Annotated in this window: 24 protein-coding genes; 15 read left to right on the top strand and 9 right to left on the bottom strand. The window is 51.4% G+C overall.

Features of this window, described 5'->3' with window-relative positions:
* Positions 1-165 precede the first annotated feature (165 nt).
* Positions 166-642, bottom strand: coding sequence for a Dps family protein (locus XI25_RS12030; RefSeq protein ID WP_046678783.1), 477 nt, complete (start codon positions 640-642; stop codon positions 166-168).
* Between the two features lie 413 nt (positions 643-1,055).
* Between XI25_RS12030 and mtnK the strand changes: the two genes are divergently transcribed.
* Complete coding sequence (mtnK, locus tag XI25_RS12020) at positions 1,056-2,279, top strand: S-methyl-5-thioribose kinase (RefSeq protein ID WP_046678781.1); 1,224 nt, start codon at positions 1,056-1,058, stop codon at positions 2,277-2,279.
* Complete coding sequence (gene mtnA, locus XI25_RS12015) at positions 2,276-3,364, top strand: S-methyl-5-thioribose-1-phosphate isomerase (protein WP_046678780.1); 1,089 nt, start codon at positions 2,276-2,278, stop codon at positions 3,362-3,364. Before mtnK ends, mtnA begins: the two co-directional genes overlap by 4 nt.
* A 49-nt stretch (positions 3,365-3,413) precedes the next feature.
* On the opposite strand, the gene XI25_RS12010 is transcribed toward mtnA, so the two are convergent.
* Complete coding sequence (locus XI25_RS12010) at positions 3,414-3,716, bottom strand: YunC family protein (protein ID WP_046678779.1); 303 nt, start codon at positions 3,714-3,716, stop codon at positions 3,414-3,416.
* A 183-nt stretch (positions 3,717-3,899) separates the two neighbouring features.
* Here XI25_RS12010 and XI25_RS12005 point away from each other — a divergent pair, with 183 nt between their 5' ends.
* Positions 3,900-4,454: a hypothetical protein gene (locus tag XI25_RS12005; protein ID WP_046678778.1), complete on the top strand. Its 555-nt coding sequence runs from the start codon at positions 3,900-3,902 to the stop codon at positions 4,452-4,454.
* A 151-nt stretch (positions 4,455-4,605) separates the two neighbouring features.
* Here XI25_RS12005 and XI25_RS12000 read toward each other — a convergent pair whose 3' ends face one another.
* Positions 4,606-4,995, bottom strand: coding sequence for a DUF423 domain-containing protein (locus XI25_RS12000; protein WP_046678777.1), 390 nt, complete (start codon positions 4,993-4,995; stop codon positions 4,606-4,608).
* Positions 4,996-5,215: 220 nt separating this feature from the next.
* On the opposite strand from XI25_RS12000, the gene XI25_RS11995 reads away from it, so the two are divergent.
* Positions 5,216-5,635 carry a hypothetical protein gene (locus XI25_RS11995; RefSeq protein WP_046678776.1) on the top strand — a complete coding sequence of 140 codons (420 nt, stop codon included), beginning with the start codon at positions 5,216-5,218 and terminating at the stop codon, positions 5,633-5,635.
* Positions 5,636-5,829: 194 nt separating this feature from the next.
* Here XI25_RS11995 and XI25_RS11990 read toward each other — a convergent pair whose 3' ends face one another.
* Positions 5,830-6,063: a hypothetical protein gene (locus tag XI25_RS11990; protein ID WP_046678775.1), complete on the bottom strand. Its 234-nt coding sequence runs from the start codon at positions 6,061-6,063 to the stop codon at positions 5,830-5,832.
* On the opposite strand from XI25_RS11990, the gene XI25_RS11985 reads away from it, so the two are divergent.
* From XI25_RS11985 to XI25_RS11940, 11 genes are all read left to right on the top strand, one after another.
* Positions 6,062-7,087 carry a potassium channel protein gene (locus XI25_RS11985; RefSeq protein ID WP_046678774.1) on the top strand — a complete coding sequence of 342 codons (1,026 nt, stop codon included), beginning with the start codon at positions 6,062-6,064 and terminating at the stop codon, positions 7,085-7,087. The genes XI25_RS11990 and XI25_RS11985 overlap by 2 nt on opposite strands.
* A gap of 26 nt (positions 7,088-7,113) precedes the next feature.
* Positions 7,114-7,575: a hypothetical protein gene (locus tag XI25_RS11980; protein ID WP_052759569.1), complete on the top strand. Its 462-nt coding sequence runs from the start codon at positions 7,114-7,116 to the stop codon at positions 7,573-7,575.
* A complete protein-coding gene (locus XI25_RS11975) occupies positions 7,565-7,915 on the top strand; it encodes a hypothetical protein (protein WP_235439834.1) in 351 nt (116 codons plus the stop codon). The genes XI25_RS11980 and XI25_RS11975 overlap by 11 nt, the downstream gene beginning before the upstream one ends.
* 6 nt (positions 7,916-7,921) lie before the next feature.
* Positions 7,922-9,253, top strand: a complete 1,332-nt coding sequence (locus XI25_RS11970) for a glutathionylspermidine synthase family protein (protein ID WP_046678773.1) — start codon at positions 7,922-7,924, stop codon at positions 9,251-9,253.
* A 36-nt stretch (positions 9,254-9,289) separates the two neighbouring features.
* Positions 9,290-9,694, top strand: coding sequence for a DUF350 domain-containing protein (locus XI25_RS11965; protein ID WP_046678772.1), 405 nt, complete (start codon positions 9,290-9,292; stop codon positions 9,692-9,694).
* A 277-nt stretch (positions 9,695-9,971) separates the two neighbouring features.
* Positions 9,972-11,132, top strand: a complete 1,161-nt coding sequence (gene yhbH / locus XI25_RS11960; protein WP_046678771.1) for a sporulation protein YhbH — start codon at positions 9,972-9,974, stop codon at positions 11,130-11,132.
* A gap of 275 nt (positions 11,133-11,407) precedes the next feature.
* The gene (locus XI25_RS35785) at positions 11,408-11,539 is read left to right on the top strand and encodes a hypothetical protein (RefSeq protein ID WP_268794498.1); all 132 of its coding nucleotides are present in this window, start codon (positions 11,408-11,410) and stop codon (positions 11,537-11,539) included.
* Positions 11,532-13,607, top strand: coding sequence for an acyltransferase family protein (locus tag XI25_RS11955; RefSeq protein ID WP_046678770.1), 2,076 nt, complete (start codon positions 11,532-11,534; stop codon positions 13,605-13,607). Before XI25_RS35785 ends, XI25_RS11955 begins: the two co-directional genes overlap by 8 nt.
* 220 nt (positions 13,608-13,827) lie before the next feature.
* The gene (locus XI25_RS33695) at positions 13,828-14,340 is read left to right on the top strand and encodes an SEC-C metal-binding domain-containing protein (protein WP_052759568.1); all 513 of its coding nucleotides are present in this window, start codon (positions 13,828-13,830) and stop codon (positions 14,338-14,340) included.
* Positions 14,341-14,387: 47 nt separating this feature from the next.
* The gene (locus tag XI25_RS11945) at positions 14,388-15,224 is read left to right on the top strand and encodes a sulfurtransferase (protein WP_046678769.1); all 837 of its coding nucleotides are present in this window, start codon (positions 14,388-14,390) and stop codon (positions 15,222-15,224) included.
* 409 nt (positions 15,225-15,633) lie between these two features.
* Positions 15,634-17,139: an alpha/beta hydrolase family protein gene (locus XI25_RS11940; RefSeq protein ID WP_046678768.1), complete on the top strand. Its 1,506-nt coding sequence runs from the start codon at positions 15,634-15,636 to the stop codon at positions 17,137-17,139.
* Positions 17,140-17,465: 326 nt separating this feature from the next.
* On the opposite strand, the gene XI25_RS11935 is transcribed toward XI25_RS11940, so the two are convergent.
* The 5 genes from XI25_RS11935 to XI25_RS11925 form a co-directional block, all read right to left on the bottom strand.
* Positions 17,466-18,386: a class I SAM-dependent methyltransferase gene (locus XI25_RS11935; protein WP_046678767.1), complete on the bottom strand. Its 921-nt coding sequence runs from the start codon at positions 18,384-18,386 to the stop codon at positions 17,466-17,468.
* A gap of 377 nt (positions 18,387-18,763) precedes the next feature.
* On the bottom strand, positions 18,764-20,212 hold the full coding sequence (locus XI25_RS34540) for a glycoside hydrolase family 3 C-terminal domain-containing protein (RefSeq protein ID WP_235439833.1): 1,449 nt from the start codon (positions 20,210-20,212) through the stop codon (positions 18,764-18,766).
* On the bottom strand, positions 20,179-20,841 hold the full coding sequence (locus XI25_RS36240) for a glycoside hydrolase family 3 protein (RefSeq protein WP_327204771.1): 663 nt from the start codon (positions 20,839-20,841) through the stop codon (positions 20,179-20,181). Before XI25_RS36240 ends, XI25_RS34540 begins: the two co-directional genes overlap by 34 nt.
* Positions 20,763-21,044 (bottom strand): hypothetical protein, encoded by a 282-nt coding sequence (locus tag XI25_RS34530; protein WP_235439831.1) that lies wholly within the window; start codon positions 21,042-21,044, stop codon positions 20,763-20,765. Before XI25_RS34530 ends, XI25_RS36240 begins: the two co-directional genes overlap by 79 nt.
* Positions 21,045-21,063: 19 nt before the next feature.
* Positions 21,064-22,311, bottom strand: coding sequence for a PTS sugar transporter subunit IIC (locus XI25_RS11925; RefSeq protein WP_046678766.1), 1,248 nt, complete (start codon positions 22,309-22,311; stop codon positions 21,064-21,066).
* Positions 22,312-22,319 lie beyond the last annotated feature (8 nt).

Below are 22,319 nucleotides of genomic sequence, written 5' to 3'. Positions count from 1 at the left end.
TGTTTTCGGCCAAGCCCGCATTTGATGCCTGTTTTGAGAACGAAAACCTCAACCTCGCCGTCCGTATTAGCCTGCCGAAAAGCGTCATCCGGTACCGTCGAAGCTTCGAATCGTCGCCGGATGGTTATGCATTCGGCAAGCTAAGAGGACCACGGTCCGTACAGGCTATCCCAAAAAGGAACGCAGCATCCACATATGTTTTTCAAAATCCGTCTTAAAGCCCGTCAGCATATCGGCAGTCGGCATATCTTCGGCTTTTTCGGCCATTTCGATACCTTCCTGCAGTTCCTCCGACAAGGTCGCAAAATCTTCCACAAGCTGCTGCACCATGCCGCGGGTATCTTCATTGCCCGCAGCTTCCTGAATGGTGGCAAGCTCCAAATATTCCTTCATCGTGGCCGCCGGACGTCCTTTTAAAGCAAGCATGCGCTCGGCAACCTCGTCCATCTTCAAAGTCACTTCATCATAAAGCTCCTCGAATTTAACGTGAAGGGAGAAGAATTGTTCTCCGCTGACGTACCAGTGATAATTGTGAAGCTTTACGTAAAGAACATTCAGGTTGGCCACCTGCTGATTCAGCATTTGCTCCAAGCCGGAGTTTTTCGTTTTGCTGGCCGATTTGCCGGATGATGTTTTAGCCATTTCCTATCCCTTCCTTTTCCATATATAATTCACCCTCGCATGCAGCCGGACATGCCGAACCCGCGCGCTGTCTTCCAGCACGGAAAAACGGTTCTGCGAATGGCCGCATGGTCTGATCCAGGACGATTACGGGCGTCACATGTAGTTTACCCCACAGGGCAAATGGCGAATCATGCCGCTGTTCCTGCAGCTCCATTTTTAAGAAAAACGTCTATCGACGTACTTTCTCTGAAGACAGACCGCATTTATGGGAAGTTTTTCTTGCGAGATAAGGATGGTAACCCTCTGAAGGCTATGCTTTCTTATCTCTAAAAAAATGGTTCAAAATCCGTTCGAATCACGTTATACTGACTATACCCACTAAATAGGTTGGATTTATTTTTTTCTATTATATATGGAGGTGACCATACAGCATGTCCGCATATCATCCGCTTACCGAGGAAGAAGCCATCGATTTGGCGAGAACGATTCCCGGCCACTTTACGGAGCAAGCCCGATTGTCCTGCCGGGAGATCGGCGACGGCAATCTAAATCTCGTGTTTCAAGTAACCGACGAAAGCTCTGCTCAAAGTATTATCATCAAACAGGCTGTTCCTTATGCAAAAGTCGTCGGCGAGTCTTGGCCCCTGTCCTTGAACCGTGCCCGCATCGAACGCCAGGCTTTGGAAATTCAGCATCGACTGTGCCCTGATCTCGTTCCGAAGGTTTATGCTTATTCCGACGAGCTTGCCTATACGATCATGGAGGATCTCAGCGAGTACACCATCATGAGAAAAGGATTAATCGATGGAATGTCTTATCCGCGCTTTGCCGAGCACATTGGGCGGTTTCTCGCCAGAACGCTCTTCTATACTTCCGATCTCGGTATGAACCAGCAGGAAAAGAAAGAACTGGCCGGCCGCTTCGTAAACCCGGATCTGTGCAAAATTACGGAGGACCTGATCTTTGAAGATCCGTACCGTCATTCGGCAAACAACAATTTCCCGGATCGTATTGCGGACGAAGCCGAAGCGCTCCGGAACGATCTCCCCCTTCAATTCGAAGTAGCCCTTCTCCGGGAGAAGTTTCTCACGCACGGCCAGGCGCTGCTTCACGGTGACCTCCATACGGGAAGCGTCTTTGTTACGCCGGAATCCACCAAGGTCATCGACCCGGAATTCGCCTATTTCGGACCCATGGGATTTGATATCGGCGCGGTAATCGGCAATCTGCTGCTGAACTATGCGGCACAACCGGGCTGGAATGGGAACGGTGAGGAACTTTCAACAAGACAAGCCCGACTGCTGGACATGGCCGCCGAGGTTTGGAACCGCTTCGAGGCCGAGTTCCGCGAACTGTGGGACAAGGATCTGGTGGATGAAATGGCCAAAACCCCAGGTTACCAGGATTACTATCTGCGACAGGTTCTGCGTGACGCCGTCGGATATGCCGGCTGTAAAATGATCCGAAGGATCGTGGGCCTGGCCCATGTGGCCGATATCGACCAGATTCAAGACGAGCGCATTCGCGAGACGGCCCAACGCCAAGCGCTCGCGATCGGAAAACGTCTCGTCCGCCATCACCGCAATGTAAACAGCGCGGAGGATTTGCTGCAGCTTGTTTATCAGACTACCCCGGAGAAAGAGGTATCCCTATGAGTCATGACAATATCCACACGCTATCTTCCGTAAGCGAGCTCCGATCCCTTGCCTGGGGCGGCGATCATCTCCTGATGCTTGACCAGCGGCTGCTTCCCGAAGAAATCATTCATTTAAAGCTGTTTACACCGGAGGAAGTATGGGAAGGCATCCACAGCATGAAGGTACGCGGAGCGCCGGCCATCGGGATCGCTGCGGCGTACGGCGTTGTTCTCGGGACGCTCGGCTTCACCGGAACTTCTGTGGACGACTGGCTTGAAAACGTAAAGCAGACCAGCGCTTATCTCGCCACTTCCCGGCCGACAGCGGTCAACTTGTTCTGGGCGCTTGACCGAATGAAACGGGCGGCCGAGAGCCTGGCCCCTTCAAATGCCGGCATAACCGAATTAAACCGTAAGCTGCTTGCGGAAGCCGATGCGATCCGTGCCGAAGACGAAGAGGTATGCCGCCGGATCGGGGAGAACGCGCTCCCGTTGATTCAAGACGGGATGGGGATCCTTACCCACTGCAATGCAGGCGGATTGGCTACGGCGCGTTACGGAACGGCCCTAGCCCCGATGTACCTGGCTCATGAGAGGGGCATCTCCTTCAAGGTATTCGCGGATGAGACCCGCCCCGTGCTCCAGGGTGCCCGCCTTACCGCTTTCGAGCTTCAGCAGGCCGGCATCGACGTAACCCTTCTTGCCGACAATATGGCGGCGATGGTCATGTCCAAAGGCTGGGTACAAGCCGTCATTGTGGGGACGGACCGGATCGCCGCAAATGGCGACGTTGCCAACAAAATCGGCACCTACGGCGTGGCCGTGCTGGCCAAGGCCCACGGCATCCCGTTCTATGTAGCCTCCCCATTGTCCACAATCGATTTAAATACGCCGACCGGTGCGGACATCCCGATTGAGGAGCGGCCTGCGGAAGAAATTACGGAAGGCTTCGGCAAACGAACGGCGCCTCCCGGCGTAAAAGTATTCAACCCTGCGTTCGACATTACGCCGAATGAATATGTAACGGCGATCATTACCGAAAAAGGGGTCATAAAAGCGCCTTATGACAGGAATCTTAAAGCCTTGTTTTCCGGCAAAGAATAATGATAAACCAAAAGGACGGTCCGCCAGGATCGTCCTTTTTTTCTGTACGTCATAGCATCCGGAGAACCGCTTCCTTCCCCTTTAACCCCGGATGAATCCCCCATTTTTCTGCTTCTATAGTAACAGATTCCAACGGCGCCTCAAGGAGATCCTCCAAGGTTCGGACACCGACGGCTCTTCCGGCTATGATTTGCCGGTCGGCAAGTTTTTGGTTAAGAAGTCCTATATCCAGAGCACCACACATAATATACCCCCTATCCGTATAGACAGCCAGCAGAGTTGTCTTAGGGAGCTTGACTTCTACGCCCATCACGGTATGTCCTTCGATCTCGATCGGAAGCAAAGTGACCACGCAACCCACCTCCCCTCACATAGCTAAGATCATGTGTATTCAGTCTCATATCATATGGTGCGAACGACTCTGGATAAATAAAGATTTTTATGAATAACATCACGACATTAGGACTATGAAAATTTGAAAGGTGTGATATAGTATTTTTAGGAAACATTTTGAAAGCTGGTGAACCGTAAACGTATGAACAAAAACACTGACCGCGATGATAACGGTTTTTTATTTAACGTGGATATTCTCATAAAGAGCCCTTCCAACGCACTGGCTTTGCAAAAATTGTTCGAAATCTTGAATTCGAATGAGCAGGTGATCGATTTCCGGGTAAAATCCGGCATGGAACTCGGTGAAATTATCGACAACCTGATTCAAGCCAAGAAACAATCCGTTATTTCGAAAGCCTCTAAGCCTAAAGCAGCCGGCGACCCTTCTCCGGCCAAAAAAGAAACCGCCCCAAAGTCTTTGCCTGATGCTGTTCCGCAGCCGGAAGCCGCAAAAAAGCCCGAAGCCGACTGCGCCGCACCATCTTCCGAAAGCGACCCTTATGAATGGATTAAAGTTTATTCCAAAGATAACCGGTTAGTCCGCCTGACCACGAACCGCCAAGGCAAGAAAATAAGCTTGCCCTGCCGTATCTTAAACTATGACGACAGCAATCAACTGGTCAATGTCTACCATGTGGATGAAAAGCAAGTCTATACGTTTAATATCAATGAAATCGACGAATTCAGCGCTCGATGACGGGCGAAATACATTGAACGATGACAGACTGGGTCTTGCATATGGTTTTCTCGATTCAACGATCGTTCTGTTTCCCTGAAAACTTATGAGGCTGTAATCTAAACCAAGGGCTGACCTTCCTTTTAAGAAGATCAGCCCTTGTCGGTTCCCTCTATGCTCTTGTTCCCGATTTCCCGGACAAAGCCGCCGCCGCCAGCGCAAGCCAACCGGCTATAAACGAAACCCCGCCGATCGGAGTGATGGCTCCCAGCCACTTGATTCCGCTCAATGACAAAACATACAAACTGCCGGAAAAAATAAAAACCCCAAAAATAAATAAAAGCCCCGCCCAAAACAGCTTCCGGGATTCGCCGAGCAGCCCTGCCGCCAGTCCGGTCAAAAGAACCGCAAGCCCATGAATCATATGGTAGTGGACACCGGTTTCATAAACGGCCATTTCATGCGCGCTGATTTTGTCTTCCAGCATATGGGCGCCAAACGCGCCGAGGGCCACCGAAAGAGCCATGATTACGGCTCCCCATGCAATAAACGTCCTCTGCATTCCTTTAGATCAACTCCTTTTGGTATTTCGTTTCGCTATTCGCCGCGAAGCTTGCCTATTCCCCAGTTTAACGGATCGGGCTAACCTTTGCCACCGGACCCGGATGGACAAGACTTGATTTCAAGTCCGTTTTATGAAAAAGTAATACAGATGTCATCATTCCTTAAACGATCTATTAACGCGTGTTCGAAAAAGCCTTCACAAAGGAGAGATCATTGTTATGGAGCAACACCCCCCTTCACCATCCAAAGAGTCAAAAAAACGGGAGGCCCCATCTGAGGTTGCCTTTATTCCGCCAGAAGACAAAAAACATTCCCGGCTTGGCATAACTTCCTTCGTACTGGCTATCGTCACCTTGCTCGGCTATATCATCATGGCTTCCCTGGGCACGGCGATGATCGAACCGTACATGACGCCGAATGGCCCGGTCGAGCCGCCGAAGGAAGCCCTTGAAGCGATGACTTCCCTTGCGGCCGTATTCGTGATCATCGTGGCGGTTAATTTTATCGGTTTGCTGCTCGGCCTCGCAGGCAGCTTCAACCCTAAAAACAAACGTTCCTTCTCCGTCGTCGGCTCCATTCTGAACGGCGTGGTTCTGGTAACCATTCTCGCTTTGTTTATTTTCGTATTGAACGGATAGACCATTCGGGGCTGTCCATAAAGGTCCATTGACCAAGGACAGCCCCTTAATATGTTGTTAAGACGCTGGGAGTACGAATCATTCCTCCAATCGCTGATGCCCCCAAATTCCAATAATTGTTTTATAGCAAAAAAATTCGGGGACAAAGGCGACCGCTGCCGCTTTTCCGGAATCGCTTCGTCCTCTCCGCCCCATTAAACTTCTGGGACAGCCCCTGTTTTTGTCGTTCCCTCCTGTAAAATTCCTAAAAAACACGCAGGAAACCGCGCTTTGACCTGGCGAATACCGCTTTCGAATCCCAGGCCTTTTTTCATGCTCCATTCCCTTCCCAAAAATCCTGAATCTTTTATAGCAGAACCGCGTATATCCCGTATATAATAGCCAAGTGAGCCATAATCAGGGAGATATTCAAGGCGGGTGATAATCATGTATCTTCTGCTCAGGCGGTTATCCAACCGGCTATTCCGGCTACCGGCCGTTTTTCTTATGTTGTTTTCAGCGCTATTTATTCTCATTGCCGCCGGAATCATGTTTTTTCTTGAACCGGATACCTTCGAACATCCTTTCAATGCCCTCTGGTATGTCATGACGACATTGACAACGGTTGGTTACGGTGACTTTTATCCCGTCACGACCGGAGGCAAAACGTTCGCCATCTTTCTGTACCTTTTCGGTATCGGACTGCTCAGCTTGGTCATCGGCAAAATCATTGATTGGTTCGTAAACGCCAAAGAAAGGAGAATGAGCGGAAAAATGGACTATTACGGCTCGGACCATATGATCGTCATTCATTGGAACAAAAAAGCGCAGGCGGCGGTGGATGAGCTGTTGGCCGCTGAAAGCCTAATCCATGTCGTCATCATCGATGACTTGGGGCGAATGCCCATCGACCATCCAAGAGTCCATTTCATCAGCGGCGATCCCGCTTCGGAAGAGATCCTGACCAAGGCAGGAATCGAACGGGCGCGTTCGGCGATCATTTTCGGCGACGGCCGGATTGACGATCCATCGCTAACCGACGGCAAATCCCTGCTGATCGCATCCAGCATCGAGAGACTCGCTCCCGAGGTACATACCACCGTGGAAATCATGATGGAAAAGCATGTCCACAACTTCCGTCACGTCAAAATCAACGACTTTATTTTGTCCCATGACGCCGTTTCCAGACTGGCCGCCCGTTCGGCACTGCATGAAGGCAGTACGGAAATCTATACCCAGCTTCTCAGTAAACGGTTCGGCGACGATTTGTACCAGGTACCTCACGACCCGTCCTGGGTGACTTACCGCGATGCTTTTAACGCTCTGCTAGCGAAGGGCGCGACCCTGATCGCCGATCACGGCGATCTCGGGATCAACCGAAGACTGGACGATGCCATCGGTCCGGACCCGAAGCTGTATGTCATTTGCGACCCCGGCACTTACGGGAATATCATCAAAGAGAAAGGCAGGTAATTTCTATTTATTATTTACTAAAATACGTGCTCTGGCCGGAAGATCGTAAACATCAAAAGCCGGCCGACGAATGCTCCGTATCGCAGGATGAGCTTTTTGTCCGCAAGCTGGTGGATGCGACGCTGCTGTCGGGGCAATTATTCACGCATCTTTCCCATGAAAGCGATGACAGGGAGGGAGAATTTATTTATATCGCCCCTTTCCAAGAACAGGAGCCGGAGATCTACGGGGCTGCGATACAGGCTGCAGTCAACAGCAGCTCGGGTGTTTCGGCGCGTCTGGATTATCTCCTCTGGGATGGCGCCGCTTTTCAGCCCCCCTCCCGGCTCTTTCCCGCGCCAACCTTCAAAAGAGACCTCGCCGCTTGCTTGTTGAACCATTATTTGGTATTCGGCGGTCTAACCTATGAAATGCTGTTCAGCATTTATGATCCGGCAATGGACCGGGTCGTACTCTTCCTTAAGGAGGCGGATAGCGATGAACAATAGCAACCCGGAAATCCTGCCGTCTGAGAACAACAACCTTGCCGGACAGCAAACTTCCTCCGCTCCGGGATCCAAACTAAAGCTCGCCGCCTTTGCCATGCTTCTGGCGGTGCCGGCCACCTTAACCGGATGTGGACAAGACGAGTATGAAGATTGCGACCCATACGTCGAATACTGCGAGTATGATTCTTCCGGCGGCTATTACTACTATAACGGCGGATCCGGCGTTTATTACGGTTCGGGCAAACCGCTGTCCAAATCCCAAAGCGAAGCCATCCGATCCTCGGGAAGCCACAAAGGCTTCGGGAGCGGCGGGTCGAGCGGTGTCCGAGCGGGCGGGTGATCTTTCATGACAAAAACACAGCGGCAGATCGTTTCGCTTGGCTTGTCCCAAGAGGAGGTTTACGGGGGAAAAACCTCTTCCGTCGTGCCTTACCATCGCATGTACGGCAAAGCCTACTGCCTTCCTTCCGTGGCCATCTACAGTCCGGAGGAGCTGAAGGAGCTCGCTTCGGCCTCTGAAGCGATGGACCGCTTATTCCGGAAAACGCTCCGGTTTATACAGAGGTATTTGCCGGACAGTTACCTGATTCGGCAGCTGGATATCTCCCCTTCCCTTCTTCCGCTGGTCCGTAAGGAGATTCCGCTCGGCGGCATTACGCGGCAGGATTGGATTATGGGAGAAGAAGGCTTAAAAATCATTGAAAACAATGCCGACACGCCAACCGGCATTCCGGAGGCCGCCTACCTTGAAGATCAGGTGCTGAAGAACCATACCTCATGGAAAGGCCCCTCGGGAAAACTTGAAGGGCTTCTTGGGGAAGAGCTTGCGGCCTTTGCCGCCTATTACGCCGAAGCCGGCTTGGAGCCATCCGTTACGTTCAGCTGCTACGACTGGCATGCCGAGGACCGCTTCAACACGCTGTACCTGATGGAACAGCTGCGGCGGAAGAACATCTCCGTTCATTACGCCCCGCTGGAGGAGCTGGATATCGTACCCGGCCAAGGCCTGTTTCACAACGGACGGAAAATCGGGATATGGTACCGCCTTTACCCTTTGGAATACCTGATTGAGGACCGGGAGGAAGGCAGCGGCTTTCAAGTGGGAGAAGCGCTTCTGGACCTGGCGGCGGAGGGTAAGCTCGGGATCATCAATCCGCCTCAGAACTTCATCATGCAGAGCAAAGGATTTCTTGCCACCCTTTGGTCCCTGCATGAACGCAATCATCAGACCCCGGAATTTTGCGGATTTACGCTGTTTGACCGGAAAGAGCAGGAGCTTATCGAAAAATACTGCCTGCCCGCTTATTTCAGTTCCGAGCCCTTTGAAACCGAAAATATCCCGTTCGCGGCTAAAAGCTACTGGGGACGCGAAGGCAAGGGAACGGAAATCATCAAAGGTCCGGACGAGGACGGAACAGCGGATGCCGTACCGGCCCGTGAGGACGGAGAAGACGAAGATATTCTTGCCTATTACAACCAACAACCCAAAATATATCAAAAGTTTTGGCCGATGCCGGAGGTTCAGGTCGATACGGAGCAAGGCTTATACGCCGGCTGCCTGCTGACGGGAGCCTTTGTCGTGGGCGGACGGTTCGGAGGAATCCTGTCCCGGATCGGCGGCCGGATAACGGGGGACGGCGCTTATTACTGCCCTGCGGCCATTCTTTCGTCCATATGACGGGACAGAACCCATTTATAAAGGAGGAGCTTTTTTTTGCAAAATTTCGGTTGGGATTTGCTTAACGTTTTGATAGGTTTGGTCATTATTCTCGGCGTGCTGTCCGTGGGGTATTTCGTGTTCAGCAAGCTGACCCGTTTCGACGACCGCAAGGAGATTGCAAGCGGCAACCTGGCGGCGGGGATGTATATGGGAAGCAAACTGATGGGACTGAGCATTATCGTGGCCATGGTGTCGTACAGCTCTCACTCGTGGGTGCAGATGCTTATCTGGTCGCTCATCGGCATGGCTATATTGTGTTTGGTTTATCTGATCTTTGACTGGGTTACGCCGCGGATGAAAGTATGCGAGGAAATCGCCAAAGGCAATGTGGCGGTGGCCCAGGTGCTCCGCTCGATTATTATAGGGATCTCGATCGTAGTCGGCACCTTTTTGATGTAACGCTTTATACGGGCTTAAACACTGCCGGCCTTCCGTTCACGATCAAGTGGGCGCGGAGGCCGGTTTTTTAATGAATGAAAGCCTTGGGTGGCATGATTTGCCACGGAATTCAGGCCTCCCGCTGCCTCCCGGATCATAAGTAAAAATAGACCAAGCCAAGAGCTTGGCATGACGCCATGCCTATCACATAACGGACGAAGGCGGGAATATAATGGATTACTACAGACGTTAATGACCGTATTTTCGAGAAAAGGCCGACAGTAGGAGGTGCCTGCCCGTGCATAATCAAGATGCCCTGTCGTTTGTCGTATCCCGTGAAGATTGGTCGCTGCACCGCAAGGGTTACCAGGATCAGGTGCGGCATCAGCGCAGGATCAAGGAGGTCATCAGGCAGAATCTGCCTGATCTCATCACGGAGGAAAACATCATTCTTTCGGATGGGAAGCAAATTATCAAGGTACCGATCCGAAGCCTTGACGAGTACCGGTTTATTTACAACTACCAGAAGCAAAAGCATGTAGGCCAGGGGGACGGAGACAGTCAGGTTGGCGACGTTCTTGGACGCGACCCATCCCAGAAGCAGCCGGGGCAAGGGGAAAAAGCCGGGGATCAACCCGGTCAAGACGTTGTCGAAACCGAAGTTAATATCGAAGAGCTGGAAAACATGCTGTTCGAAGAACTGGAACTGCCTCTGCTCCAACCCAAGGAAAAGGAACAAATCGAAACGCAATCCATCGTGTTTAACGATATCCGCAAAAAAGGCATCATGTCCAATATCGACAAAAAAAGAACGATCCTTGAAAACTTAAGGCGAAACGCTACGACGGGAAATCCGGGAATCCACCATATCAGTCCGGACGACCTGCGTTACAAGACCTGGGATGATACCGTCATCCCCGATTCCAATGCCCTCATCATCGCCATGATGGACACGTCGGGATCGATGGGCTCCTTCGAAAAATACTGCGCCCGGAGCTTTTTCTTCTGGATGACGCGCTTCCTCCGGCGGCAGTATGAAAAAGTCGAAATCGTATTTATAGCCCACCATACGGAGGCGAAAGAAGTTACGGAGGAGGAATTTTTCACCCGCGGCGAAAGTGGAGGCACGATTTGTTCCTCGGCTTACATCAAAGCGTTGGAAATTATTAACCGGCGATACCCCCCTTCCAAATACAATATCTACCCTTTCCACTTCTCGGACGGCGACAACCTGACCTCGGATAATGAACGGTGCGTCAAGCTCATCGGGGATCTGCTAAAGGTCAGCAATATTTTCGGTTACGGGGAGGTAAATCAGTATAACCGCAGCAGTACCTTGATGTCGGCTTACAAGAACATCAAGCTGGAGCAGTTTTTATACCATGTGATCAAGGACAAAGGGGAAGTCTATGAAGCGCTGAAGACGTTCTTCCGGAAAAAAGAAGGTGCTGCCGGTTAACTGATCCGATTTCCGAAAACGAAGCTATAAAGTGGTAATATATGGGGAGGTTTCGGAACCTCCTCTTCTTTTATGAATCCCTTAAAGGTGTATAACAACGTTTTGACGCCATTCGTTAAGATTCTTTTTCATGCGACAGCGGATTCATTAAAATTCTGTCTTTTTATTGACATCAGGTTGTTTCCTTCACTTTACTATTTTGTCACCTACGACATCCCCGACGGTGTTAGTATTAACATACGACATCTTGTTTTTGGAAAGGGAAGGGTTTTAACATGTTCCAAATGACTTTCATGAACGACGGCATCCAGACGTTTGTGAATATGAACTTCACTGCGACGAACCGGTACGATTTCGACAAAAAAACACGGAAGCCTAGCAAGGCAGAGGTGGTCCCTCATGCCTGAACCGATAAAAAAAGGATCCCGCTATATGCCGGGATTGGACGGACTTCGAGCTTTGGCGCTGATCGGCGTCATGAGCTATCATTGGGGCCTTTCTTTTGCCCCCGGGGGATTTTTGGGAGTCAGCGTTTTTTTCGTTTTGTCAGGCTACTTGATCACCGACATCCTTGCTTCGCAATGGCGTGACCACGGCCGCCTGGATTTGAAAGATTTCTGGTACAGGAGATTCCGCCGCCTTCTGCCCGCGATGTTCGCCATGCTCCTCATTACGGTCGTATGGGTGACCCTATTTGACCGTTCCAGGCTTGCGGCGCTTCGCGAAGACGTTATCGCGGCAGTTACATACATAAGCAACTGGCAGTTTATTTTCCAACAGGTTTCCTATTTCGAATCGTTCGGCCCTCCCTCCCCGCTTGGCCATATGTGGTCATTGGCGGTGGAAGAGCAGTTCTATCTGTTATGGCCGCTCATCATGCTGATCGGGCTGCGTTTTTTCCCGCGGCGGGGTCAAATGTTTTATTTTATCGCCGCCATGGCCGGTTTTTCCGCCTTGCTGATGGCGTTAATGTATGAGCCTGGAAGCGATCCGAGCCGCGTCTATTTCGGTACGGATACCCGCGCTTTCGGACTTCTGATCGGGGCGGCGCTCGCCATTGTCTGGCCTAGTTACAAGCGGCCGCGGAAGGCATCCCCGCTTGTCCGGCTGGCTCTGGATTCGGCGGGAACGGCCGCCCTGCTGCTCGTTCTCTACATGATGTGGAGCACGGATCGTTATGAAGCTTCCCTCTACCAGGGAGGGATGGTTGCGTTATCGCTTGCCGCAGCCGTCGTTGTTGCCGTGCTGGCTCATCCGGCCTCCCTTCTGGGGAGACTGCTGGGGATCAAACCGCTTCGCTGGATCGGCGTTCGGTCCTATGGGATTTATTTGTGGCACTACCCTGTGCTGATCTTGACCAGTCCGGACGGCAATCCTTACGGAATCAGCGGATTTCACGCTGCCCTGCAGGTGGCTGCAAGCATTGTTCTGGCCGCCCTGTCCTGGAAGTATATCGAAGAGCCGATACGGCGGGGAGCGGTAAAGGAATGGTGGATTCGTTTACGTCATCCGCAGCGCCGGCATCGGCGTTTCACCGTTAAAAGCATGACCGTATGGTGCACGACGCTGCTGCTGATCGGCATATTTTGCGCCGGCATGACCACCAGCGTCTCGGGCGCGAGAACACCGGAAGCCGAAAGCGCCCTTGCAGAGGTCAGCCTCCCGCCAGCCGAACCGGAACCCGCGCCGGCACCTTCGGAAACCAGCCCTCCCGGCAAGCCCGCCGGGAACGAACAGGTACCGCCTCCTGAAACCGGCGCTTCGGACGATAAAAACGGCATCGCCGAAAATCATGCGAAAGCGCCGGATCGTCCGAAGAAAGAAACGCCTTCTGCTGAACCGGGGAAGAACGACAGCGTTAAGAACCCTTCCCGGGCATCGATGACTGGCAAAGCCAAGCCCGATGAGCCTGCCGAACAACAAACGGCTGGGAAACCGTCAAATCAAGCCCGCGGAACGGAAGGCGGCGTACCCGAGCCCTTTAAAGGCAAAGCGATGAAACCGACATCCGGATCATCGATTACCGCCATCGGCGATTCCGTCATGGTCGGGGTAGCCCCGTATCTGGAGAAGCAGTTTCCCGGCATTACGATCGATGCGGAAATCGGCCGTCAGATGCATCAAACGAAGGATCTCCTTCCTGGACTGAAAGCCAAGGGGCGCCTGAACGGAGTCGTAGTGATCGGTCTCGGCACAAACGGTGCTTTTGCCAAAAAAGACCTTGAATTCCTGCTTGACTCCCTCTCCTCCGCCAAACAGGTCGTTCTGGTCAACACCAAGGTACCCAGGGACTGGGAACGGAACGTGAACTCGACGTTATCTGAAATCGGCGCGAAATACCCGAACACGACGCTGGTCGATTGGCACGGTGCCAGCCAAGACCATCCCGAATACTTTCGGTCGGACCGCGTTCATCTTGAGCCGGCCGGGGCCGAAGCTTACACCAGGCTGTTGGCAGGAGTTCTGAAAAAATAATCCGTTTTTGCACTTATTCTTTTTATAACGACAAAAATCGGCTTATTTCTTCCGTTTTCCCGGGAGAAATAAGCTTTTCCATTGTCTATCCTTCAAGAATTTGGTCGAAAATTCCCTCTTATCCCTAGGGAATGGTGGTCAAACCGCGTTTTATCTTTTATGATATGATATAGATATTTAATTACTACCCGTACAACCTACAATCTGAGGAGTGAGTTTTTTGAACAAGATAGGTAGAAATGATGCCTGTCACTGCGGAAGCGGTAAGAAATATAAAAAATGCTGCATGGAAAAGGACCGCCTGGCAGAGAGACAACCTCATCATATCGAACCTTCCCTGGAAGAGAAGGAGGCCCTGCTGCAAGCTCCGTCGAACATGACGGAATTTATGGCAGTGCTGGGGGAAATGAAATGGGACAACGATTCTTACCGCGAGCTGGCGGAAGAGCTGTTCCCGCAGATTTACAACGATTACGAGCACAAGGAAGAAGAGAAATTATTCGTGCTTTATAATGCGCTCATCATCTGGAACGGCTTCTGTCTGAAGGAATCCCCGCGTTTCCGCAAACCGGGCGGCTTTAAAGCGGCTTTGGATCAGCTGTTCGCCAAAGCGCTTGAGATTCCCGTCACGCAAAATGAGCTTGCTGCCAAATATGAAGTGGCCGCAACCACGCTATCCAAATGCACCGGTCAATTGAACGAGTTCATGGAGCAGCTGGCCGTAACCAAATAAACATGTCGGGTCCTTTACATATACAAGCGAAGGCGGTGTCATTCTGAATGAATAACATAGTATCCATCAAGTGGCTGCTTGCAAGATTGTATGAACCGGATCTCGTGATCATCGACAGCCGTTTTGCCCTTGCGGAGCCGGAAGCCGGCAGGCTTGCCTATGAAGAAGGGCATATCCCCCGCGCGGTATATCTGGATCTGGACAAGGACCTCTCCTCCCCGGTTTCGGCCCATGGAGGACGGCACCCGCTGCCGGATTCCCAAAGGATGGCCGAAGTCTTCGGAAAAGCCGGAATCGGCAGAGACCGGCGCGTCGTTATTTATGACGACCAAGGGGGAATCTTTGCGAGCCGGGTCTGGTGGATGCTGAAATATACCGGCCATCCGCATGTTTATGTTATGGATGAAGGCTTTTCAGCCTGGACAAAGGCAGGTTATCCGGTGGCGGCCGAAAAGCCCGTTGTCGTCCCGACCACCTATGAACCGGAACTTCAACCGGACATGCTTGCCGATGTGGAGGCGGTCCGTGAAGCTTCCGTCACCGGCTCTTCCGTCATTATCGATTCCCGGGACGCCCGTCGTTATGCCGGCTTCGAAGAAACGATGGACCCCGTCGCGGGACATATTCCCGGGGCAGTCAATTACTTCTGGAAGGAGCTTATGGACGAACAGGGTCGATGGAGAAGCGCCGAAGAGATCGAAAAGCGCTTCGCTTCGCTCCCGAAGGATGCCGAGATTATCGTATACTGCGGTTCCGGCGTGTCCGCCTGTCCGAACGCCCTCGCGCTTCATGACGCGGGGTACGGCAAGGTGAAACTGTACGCCGGCAGCTGGAGCGATTGGATTAGTTATGAGGAGAATCCGGTGGCAACTGGAGAGGAGTAAGAGCCGAACGACCGCGTCCGACGCGGGGTGGAGGGCTGTGACAGGTTATGAGTAAGTGACCTGTTGCGGCCCTCTTTGGCGTTCTCGCTCAACAGCTTACAAAAAGAGAAGTCGCAAGCGGCCCTGAGCCAACCACAGTCTGGCAGGATAGCATGCCCAACTGGAAACTTTCTATGCGAGCAAGGAGGGTTCGTCTATGATATTTCGCAAAGAATTGAGCTGTCTTCTCAATTGTGAAACAAACACCCCCGGCCGATGGCAGGAATCAGCGCATAACATGCCGTTTTCTGCGTCATCGTCGCGCAACCTTACAAGAGTGTAAGGCAATTGTCATCTAGATCAATGGTATCAACCTAGTTGCCCCTGTAAGCTAATTCATGGATAGGATTATTTTTTAGGGGGAGTTGGCGTGAGACTTTTTGAAATGCTGCTATTCTTTTCAAGTACTTGTTTGTTGGCAATCCTGTTCATTTTCAATCAACGTATCCGAAGATCAGCTTTGCTCCTGACAAGCGGAGCCGGCTCCATTTTTTTAGTGATACATTTGCTTGTCGAAGGATACAGGGTTCAGCTTTTATTTTTATACGGATTTACGATCCTGATGCTTATGCTTTCGCTTATAAACGTTTTCATAACGCCGAAAGCCGTTCGGACTGCCTCGAGAATCCGTAGGGTGCTGGGCCGCCTTTTTATCGTGATTGGGCTAATTGTAACGGCGTGCTTCCTCTATGTGTTTCCCGTATTCGACCTTCCGGCGCCAGTCGGCGAGTTGAAGGTAGGCACGCAAGTCTTTCATTTCGTCGATCCGAGCCGGGAGGAGACATTTGGCAAAACCGCGACAGGCAAGAGGGAATTGATGGTTCAGGTATGGTATCCGGCTCAAGCTGGCACCGGCAAGTACGCTCCCTTTATCCCCGATACCCGGATTTTACGTCATATGGCGGCGAACTATGGCCTTCCCGGGTTTACTTTTCAACACCTGAAGTACGTATCCAGTCATGCTTATTCGGGGGCCGAAGTCTCTTCGGCACAGACTTCATACCCGCTGATCCTTGCGAATCCCGGCTTCGATTCCTCCAGGTTCCTCCTCACGTCGCAAGCCGAAAATCTCGCGAGTCACGGATATATCGTGGCAGTGATCGACCACACCTACAATACATTTGCAACCGAGTTTCCGGACGGTCGAATCGCGACCAGCACAACCAAGGACTTATTTTCGCCCGACCATGATTACCGGACGGAAAGCGGAAACCGCGACAAGTTGGGAAAAGTTTTAACCGGCGATGTGGCGTTTGCGCTGGACCAATTCGAGCTCATCCAATCGGGGCAGATTCCAAGTCATCTAAAAGGGAGGATTGATCTCGGCCATGTCGGGGTGTTCGGTCATTCCATCGGCGGAGCGACGGCCTATGACGCTTCTTACGATCCGCGAATCGCGGTTGGAATAGACTTAGATGGAGGGCTTTATCGACTGCGTGACAGAGAGGGTCTGCGAAAGCCGTTTTTGTTCATGAACTCGGAAAGCGAATTCGAAAGATTAAAAATGGTGATGGATAACCGGGTCTACACGGATGCAGAGCTTAATCGTATGGGCAACACAAGAGAGTGGATGGATCAAGTAACGGAAGACAAAAAGTTAGAGCTTGAACGGATGGGCGAAACGGTTGCCGCAGGGGGACAATTCCTCTATATCGACAATACGGAACATTTGAATTTTACCGACGTACAGTTCATTTCTCCGATTTTCAAAATGATGGGCATTACAGGAAAGATTGCGCCCGAAAGAGTGAACTCTGTTATCAATGCCTATATGCTGGATTTCTTCGATATGTATCTGAAAAATCAAGGCGGAATCTTAATGAAAGGACCGGATAGCCGCTTTCCGGAAGTGAAGTTCGTAACCTCGCTATTATAATTACGGAACAGGCTGCCGATTTTGCGGCAGCCTGTTCTCTATAAGCTATCGCCCGTTTCCTTAAGCGTGGCTGCCCAATATGCCGGCAACCTTCGTATGTTGAGCTCTCATACCCATTATCTTTAAATTACTTCTAAAGTATCTGAATAAGGTTGCCGCAAGTATGTAAACTTTTTGGAGTTGGAACTATTCAAGCATGGGGGTTCGTGGGTGAGTAAGAAGCTGGAGCGATTGGATCAGCTATCCGGTGAATCCGACGGCCACAAGCGCTGAAGCTTCATCCCCTTGCCGAAGAGAGTCAAGCTCCTTCCGCCTCTCGCCCTTGATTATCGGGAGGACTTGACAGCCAAGCAATAGTTAACGTTGTCGAATGCCGTTATTTTGTGATCGGGCTGACTGTCATTATAGGCCTGAAACAGCTGACGCGTTATCTCGGAAGGAGTTAGATGTTGGTAGATCAATAGATTGGCCTCTTCCAGCAATTGCTCCAGCTCCGCGTAGGAATAGCCTGCCTGCATGGGTTCGCCCGCGCGCATGGCCATCATGACCTTCTTTTGCGCCCGTTCGCCCGCCTCCGGGGTAAGCGTAAGCTCATCGGGATAATCAAAGACAAAGCTGCTGCCGCTTGGGACCCGCCGGGCAATGGACGACAACAGCTGCTTGAATGCCTGTTTTGGCAAATAATAACTGATTCCGAGCAAGCTGCTGAAGCTGATTCGTTCCGGGTCAAAAGCCGGGCAGGCTGCTAAACGGCTTGTCCAGTCCGCTTCTAAAAAATCGGCGGCAATGCAATGCAGATTCGCCGGCTTGGCCAATGGGAGAGCGGATACGCGCCTTTCTTTATCCGCTGCCGTAACGGGATGATCGATCTCGAAAATGCGCAGCCTCTCAGCCCACTCCGGCTGTCGGTAGGCGAAGGTGTCGTAGCCGGCGGCAAAGATCAGATACTGTTCGGCTCCCAAGCTGGCGGCAACGGCGAGCGATTGCTCGGCAAATGCTGCTCTCCCGAGTGGGGAAGGAGACAGCTGATCATCGACGACCTCGCGCAGCGCCTGTTCCTGCGAGCCGACAAACGACGGCCGGAAGAAAGATACGGCCTGGGACATGTTGAAGGCTATCTGCTCGTATTCCTGATCGGTTAACAGCTGGATGGCGACGGGATCGTCAAAAATTTTCACTTGATTATGCTTGGCGTGATACGCCCGCGAGAACGCGCTGACAAGAGCGGTCAGGCTTTTCTTTTCCATGATGGATCACCTCCTATCCGTTGTAGCATGGCAAGGCCCGGCAGGATAAGCCTTGATTTTTATGTAAATTTATAGTATAATAAATATGCTAAAAAAATAAAACTCACATTATCGCCATATTTTAAAGGGCGATTTTTTTGTTTACCGCCCAAAATATTGGATCTGCTATCTGGTAGAATGCCGGCGAGTGAAATGGAAAAAACGCCATCTTCCTCCACAAGGGACGACGGCGTTGCCAAAAGAATGGTTTTGCCCTAACGATGGGTATCCGCGAGCATATCCATAATTTCTCGGGAGCAAACACAAAGAACCCGCGTGAGGCGCGGGTTCTTTGTGTTGGAGCTGCCTTTTGATGGGCAGCCCTGCATATATATCGTTTAATCTTGAACACGATGACGCTCTTGATTAACTAGCGTTATAAGCTCCTCAATCACCTGATCCGGGGAACGGTCGATCATCCAGTTTTGGCCGAACAATTGGAAGATTTTGATCGTCGGGAAGTCTCCCCAGAAACCGACGAATTCCTCGTCAAGTCGAACCTTGTCCGTTACGTGCTCATTCATTTCCTCCAGGCATTTCTCCAATATGGCTTTTGCCGTCGGATCCTCAAGCCAGTCGCTCAGCAGGCTGAACTTATGGAAAGCAATCTCTTCTTCCCCAAAATCGCAATACAGCCGCTCCGAAATACGGATATCACGCGAAGAGCTGCCCACGGCAAGCTTGAAAAATCCGCTATCCGCCGTCCAACGGTTATACTTCGTATTATAATAAGCGAAGTCCCGCTCCTGAAGCTCGAAGACCACTTCCTTCTTCTCGCCCGGCTTCAATTCAATCTTCGCAAAGGCCTTTAGTTCTTTCTCCGGACGCGTCCACTTGCACTCCTCGTCATGAACATACAATTGGACAACCTCTTTGCCCGTGATTGTACCTGTGTTTTCAATATGAAGAGATACCTTGACGCCGCGGTCATGCTGACTTACCTTCATATCCGAATAGCTGAATGTCGTATAGGACAACCCGTGGCCAAACGGGAATTGGGGCGCAAGCTCTTTGCGGTCATAGTACCGATAGCCGACGAACAATCCCTCACGATAATACAGCTTGCCATTCTCGCCGCGGATGCGCATATGCGACGGATTGTCCGAAAGCTTCACAGGGAAGGTTTCCGACAACTTGCCGGAAGGATTGGTCAGGCCGAACAAGATCTCTGCTATGGCTCTGCCAGAGCCTTGCCCCGTCAACCAGGAATGAAGGACGCCCGGCACATGCTGTACCCAAGGACGCATCGCCATGGCTGATCCGCTGCTCGTAACGACGATACATTTCGGCTGGACCGCGATAACGGCCTGAATAAGCTTCACTTGGTGCTCCGGCAAGTCGATTCCTTTAAGATCATGCATCTCCGATTCGGCATATTCAGGCTGCCCGACGAACAGAACCGCCAGATCGGACTTTGCAGCCAAAGCGGCACTCTGTTCAATCAATGCTTCATCGATATGGTCCTCCAGCGGGTACCCTTCTGCATAGCTAAAGGCAATATGGTCGCCTGCTGCCTGCTTCATCTCTTCCCAAGGGATATCCATCCGCGTAGGCGTCACCTTCGCGCTGCCTGCGCCTTGAATTCTTGGCTGCTTGGCGAACCGTCCAATGACGGCGATCGAGCTCACCTGATTGGTGCGGATCGGCAGGATGCCGTTGTCATTTTTGAGCAGCACGATACTTTCCGCCGCGGCTTTTCTTGCCAGAGCATGGTAGTCAATGGCCGCGGTTTCCTGCTTGTCCTGTTTTGCCGTTACTTGTTCAACAAGCGTAAGAATACGACGCACGCTCTTATCAAGCTGCTCCTCGGAAAGAATTCCTTTCCGTACAGCTTCCACAATGGCTGTTGTGTTGTAATGCGCGGGGCCCGGCATTTCAAGATCCAGCCCTGCCTTAAGGCCGCGAATGCGGTCGTTGACGGCCGTCCAGTCCGACAGGACCACGCCTCATAACCCCACTCTTCCCGCAGGATATCATTTAGCAAATGCTCGTTTTCGCTCGTATAGGAACCGTTTAAGAGATTATAAGAGCACATGATCGTCCAAGGGTTTGCCTTTTTGATGATCCGTTCGAAAGCACTGAGGTAAATCTCCCGCAGCGTACGCTCATCCACCTCCGAGCTCGTTACCATCTTTTCGAACTCCTGATTATTGCAGGCAAAGTGCTTCAGGGACGCGCCGACCCCCTGGCTTTGCAGACCGTTGACGAAGGCCGCGCCCAGCTCTCCGGATAAGCACGGGTCTTCTGAATAGTACTCAAAGTTCCGGCCTCCAAGCGGGGTGCGCTTCATGTTAATGCCGGGGCCGAGCAGAAGCTCCACCCCCATTTCCCTACCCTCTACCCCGAGAGCGACTCCGATTTCATGAAGGAGCTCCGTATTCCAAGAAGAGCGATCGCCGATCCGGTCGGGTAACACGTCGCTGGCATATTTTCCGTCGTAATTCCCATTTCCTCGTCGCTGTTTGTTTTGCGGATGCCGTTTGTCCCGTCATACATATGGATCGGCGGAATATTCAAACGGTCGATGCCTTTGGTCATCCACATATTCAGACCGGCGCATAGCGACGCCTTCTCCTCCAAGGTCATGTCTTGCACGAGTTGATGAATTGGTTGTTTCATGAGTATCCCCGCTTTCTTTCTAGCTTTCTTGTAATTTTACTTCTCCCTGCTCCTTCTTCAGCTCTTGCGCATCGTACAGCTTGAAGAACGGAAACCATACCGCAAAAATAATGGCTAAAACGAGCGCCAACAAGATCAATCCGTTAAAACCGGACATAATGTACGTAGATATCCCGATGGGCGTGTACCACAATTGAAATACCTTGCTCGGAATCTGGGCAAACCCGAGATCGAGCGCAAAATACACGATAATCGGCGTAATGAGTCCGTTAATCCACATCGGAACCATCAGAATCGGGTTAAAAGCAATAGGCGCCCCATAAATGACAGGTTCATTGATGTTAAACAACGACGGAATAATCGTGGCTCGTCCAATCGATTTCAGCTTCTTCGACTTGGCCGTGAGGAACCAGATGATAAGCGGCAGCGTAGCTCCAAGACCGCCGACTCCCAACCAGCCGGAGAAAAAGGTTTCAAACGTATTGATATTAACGGGATCGAGCCCTTGCGCTACCAAAGAGGCATTTTGCTCAATCGCAGGAATCCAGATCGCATACCAGATGGGCATCATGACCCACGGACTAACTCCGAAGGAATAGAGCAGCACGCCGATAAAGTTGAACAGTACAAAGCCGAGCAGACTTTGGCCGACTGCGTTTATCGGCTCGAACACGCTGACGATGAATGCGAAAATATCGAAATGAAGCTGGTATACCAACACCCAGCCCACCGTTAAAATGATCGCGATCGGAACAAGGAAGTCGAACCAATCAATGATGAATTCAGGCAGAGTCGTATCTTTTTTGAATAAGGAAAAATTGTTGAAAACATTCATGATGACGGCGACCGCAACCCCTACGAGCAGAGCCGTAACCATGCCGGACGGACCGAAGCGTTCCAATACGAATTGAACCGTCCCATCCTCGTGAATCGTCGGATTAAGCAGCATCAGGAACAAGGATAGTCCCGTCATTCCGGCAATCAGCTTAATTTTATGGCGTTCCTTTTTTTCCATGACGGTGTAAGGAGTCAAGAATGCAATGAACATGCCCAGCAGACCGAAGCTAAACGTGGTTATTGGCGATAAATCCGGCATTCCCGGAATAAAATCCTGCAAGATTGCTATTAAAGTAATGATCGATCCGATGAAAATCATCGGCAAGGTAACCATAATCGCTTCTTGAATGGAAGAAACCCATACATTATTTGTAAATTTCTCCAATCGAGGCGCAAATGATTCCGTCATCCATTTCATGAGACGTTTCATATCTTCAA

The sequence above is a fragment of the Paenibacillus sp. DMB20 genome (genome assembly GCF_000987955.1).
In the GTDB taxonomy this organism is placed as follows: domain Bacteria; phylum Bacillota; class Bacilli; order Paenibacillales; family Paenibacillaceae; genus Paenibacillus_AQ.
The sequence above is the reverse complement of the archived record's forward strand: the minus strand, read 5'-3'. Positions and strand labels throughout refer to the sequence as shown.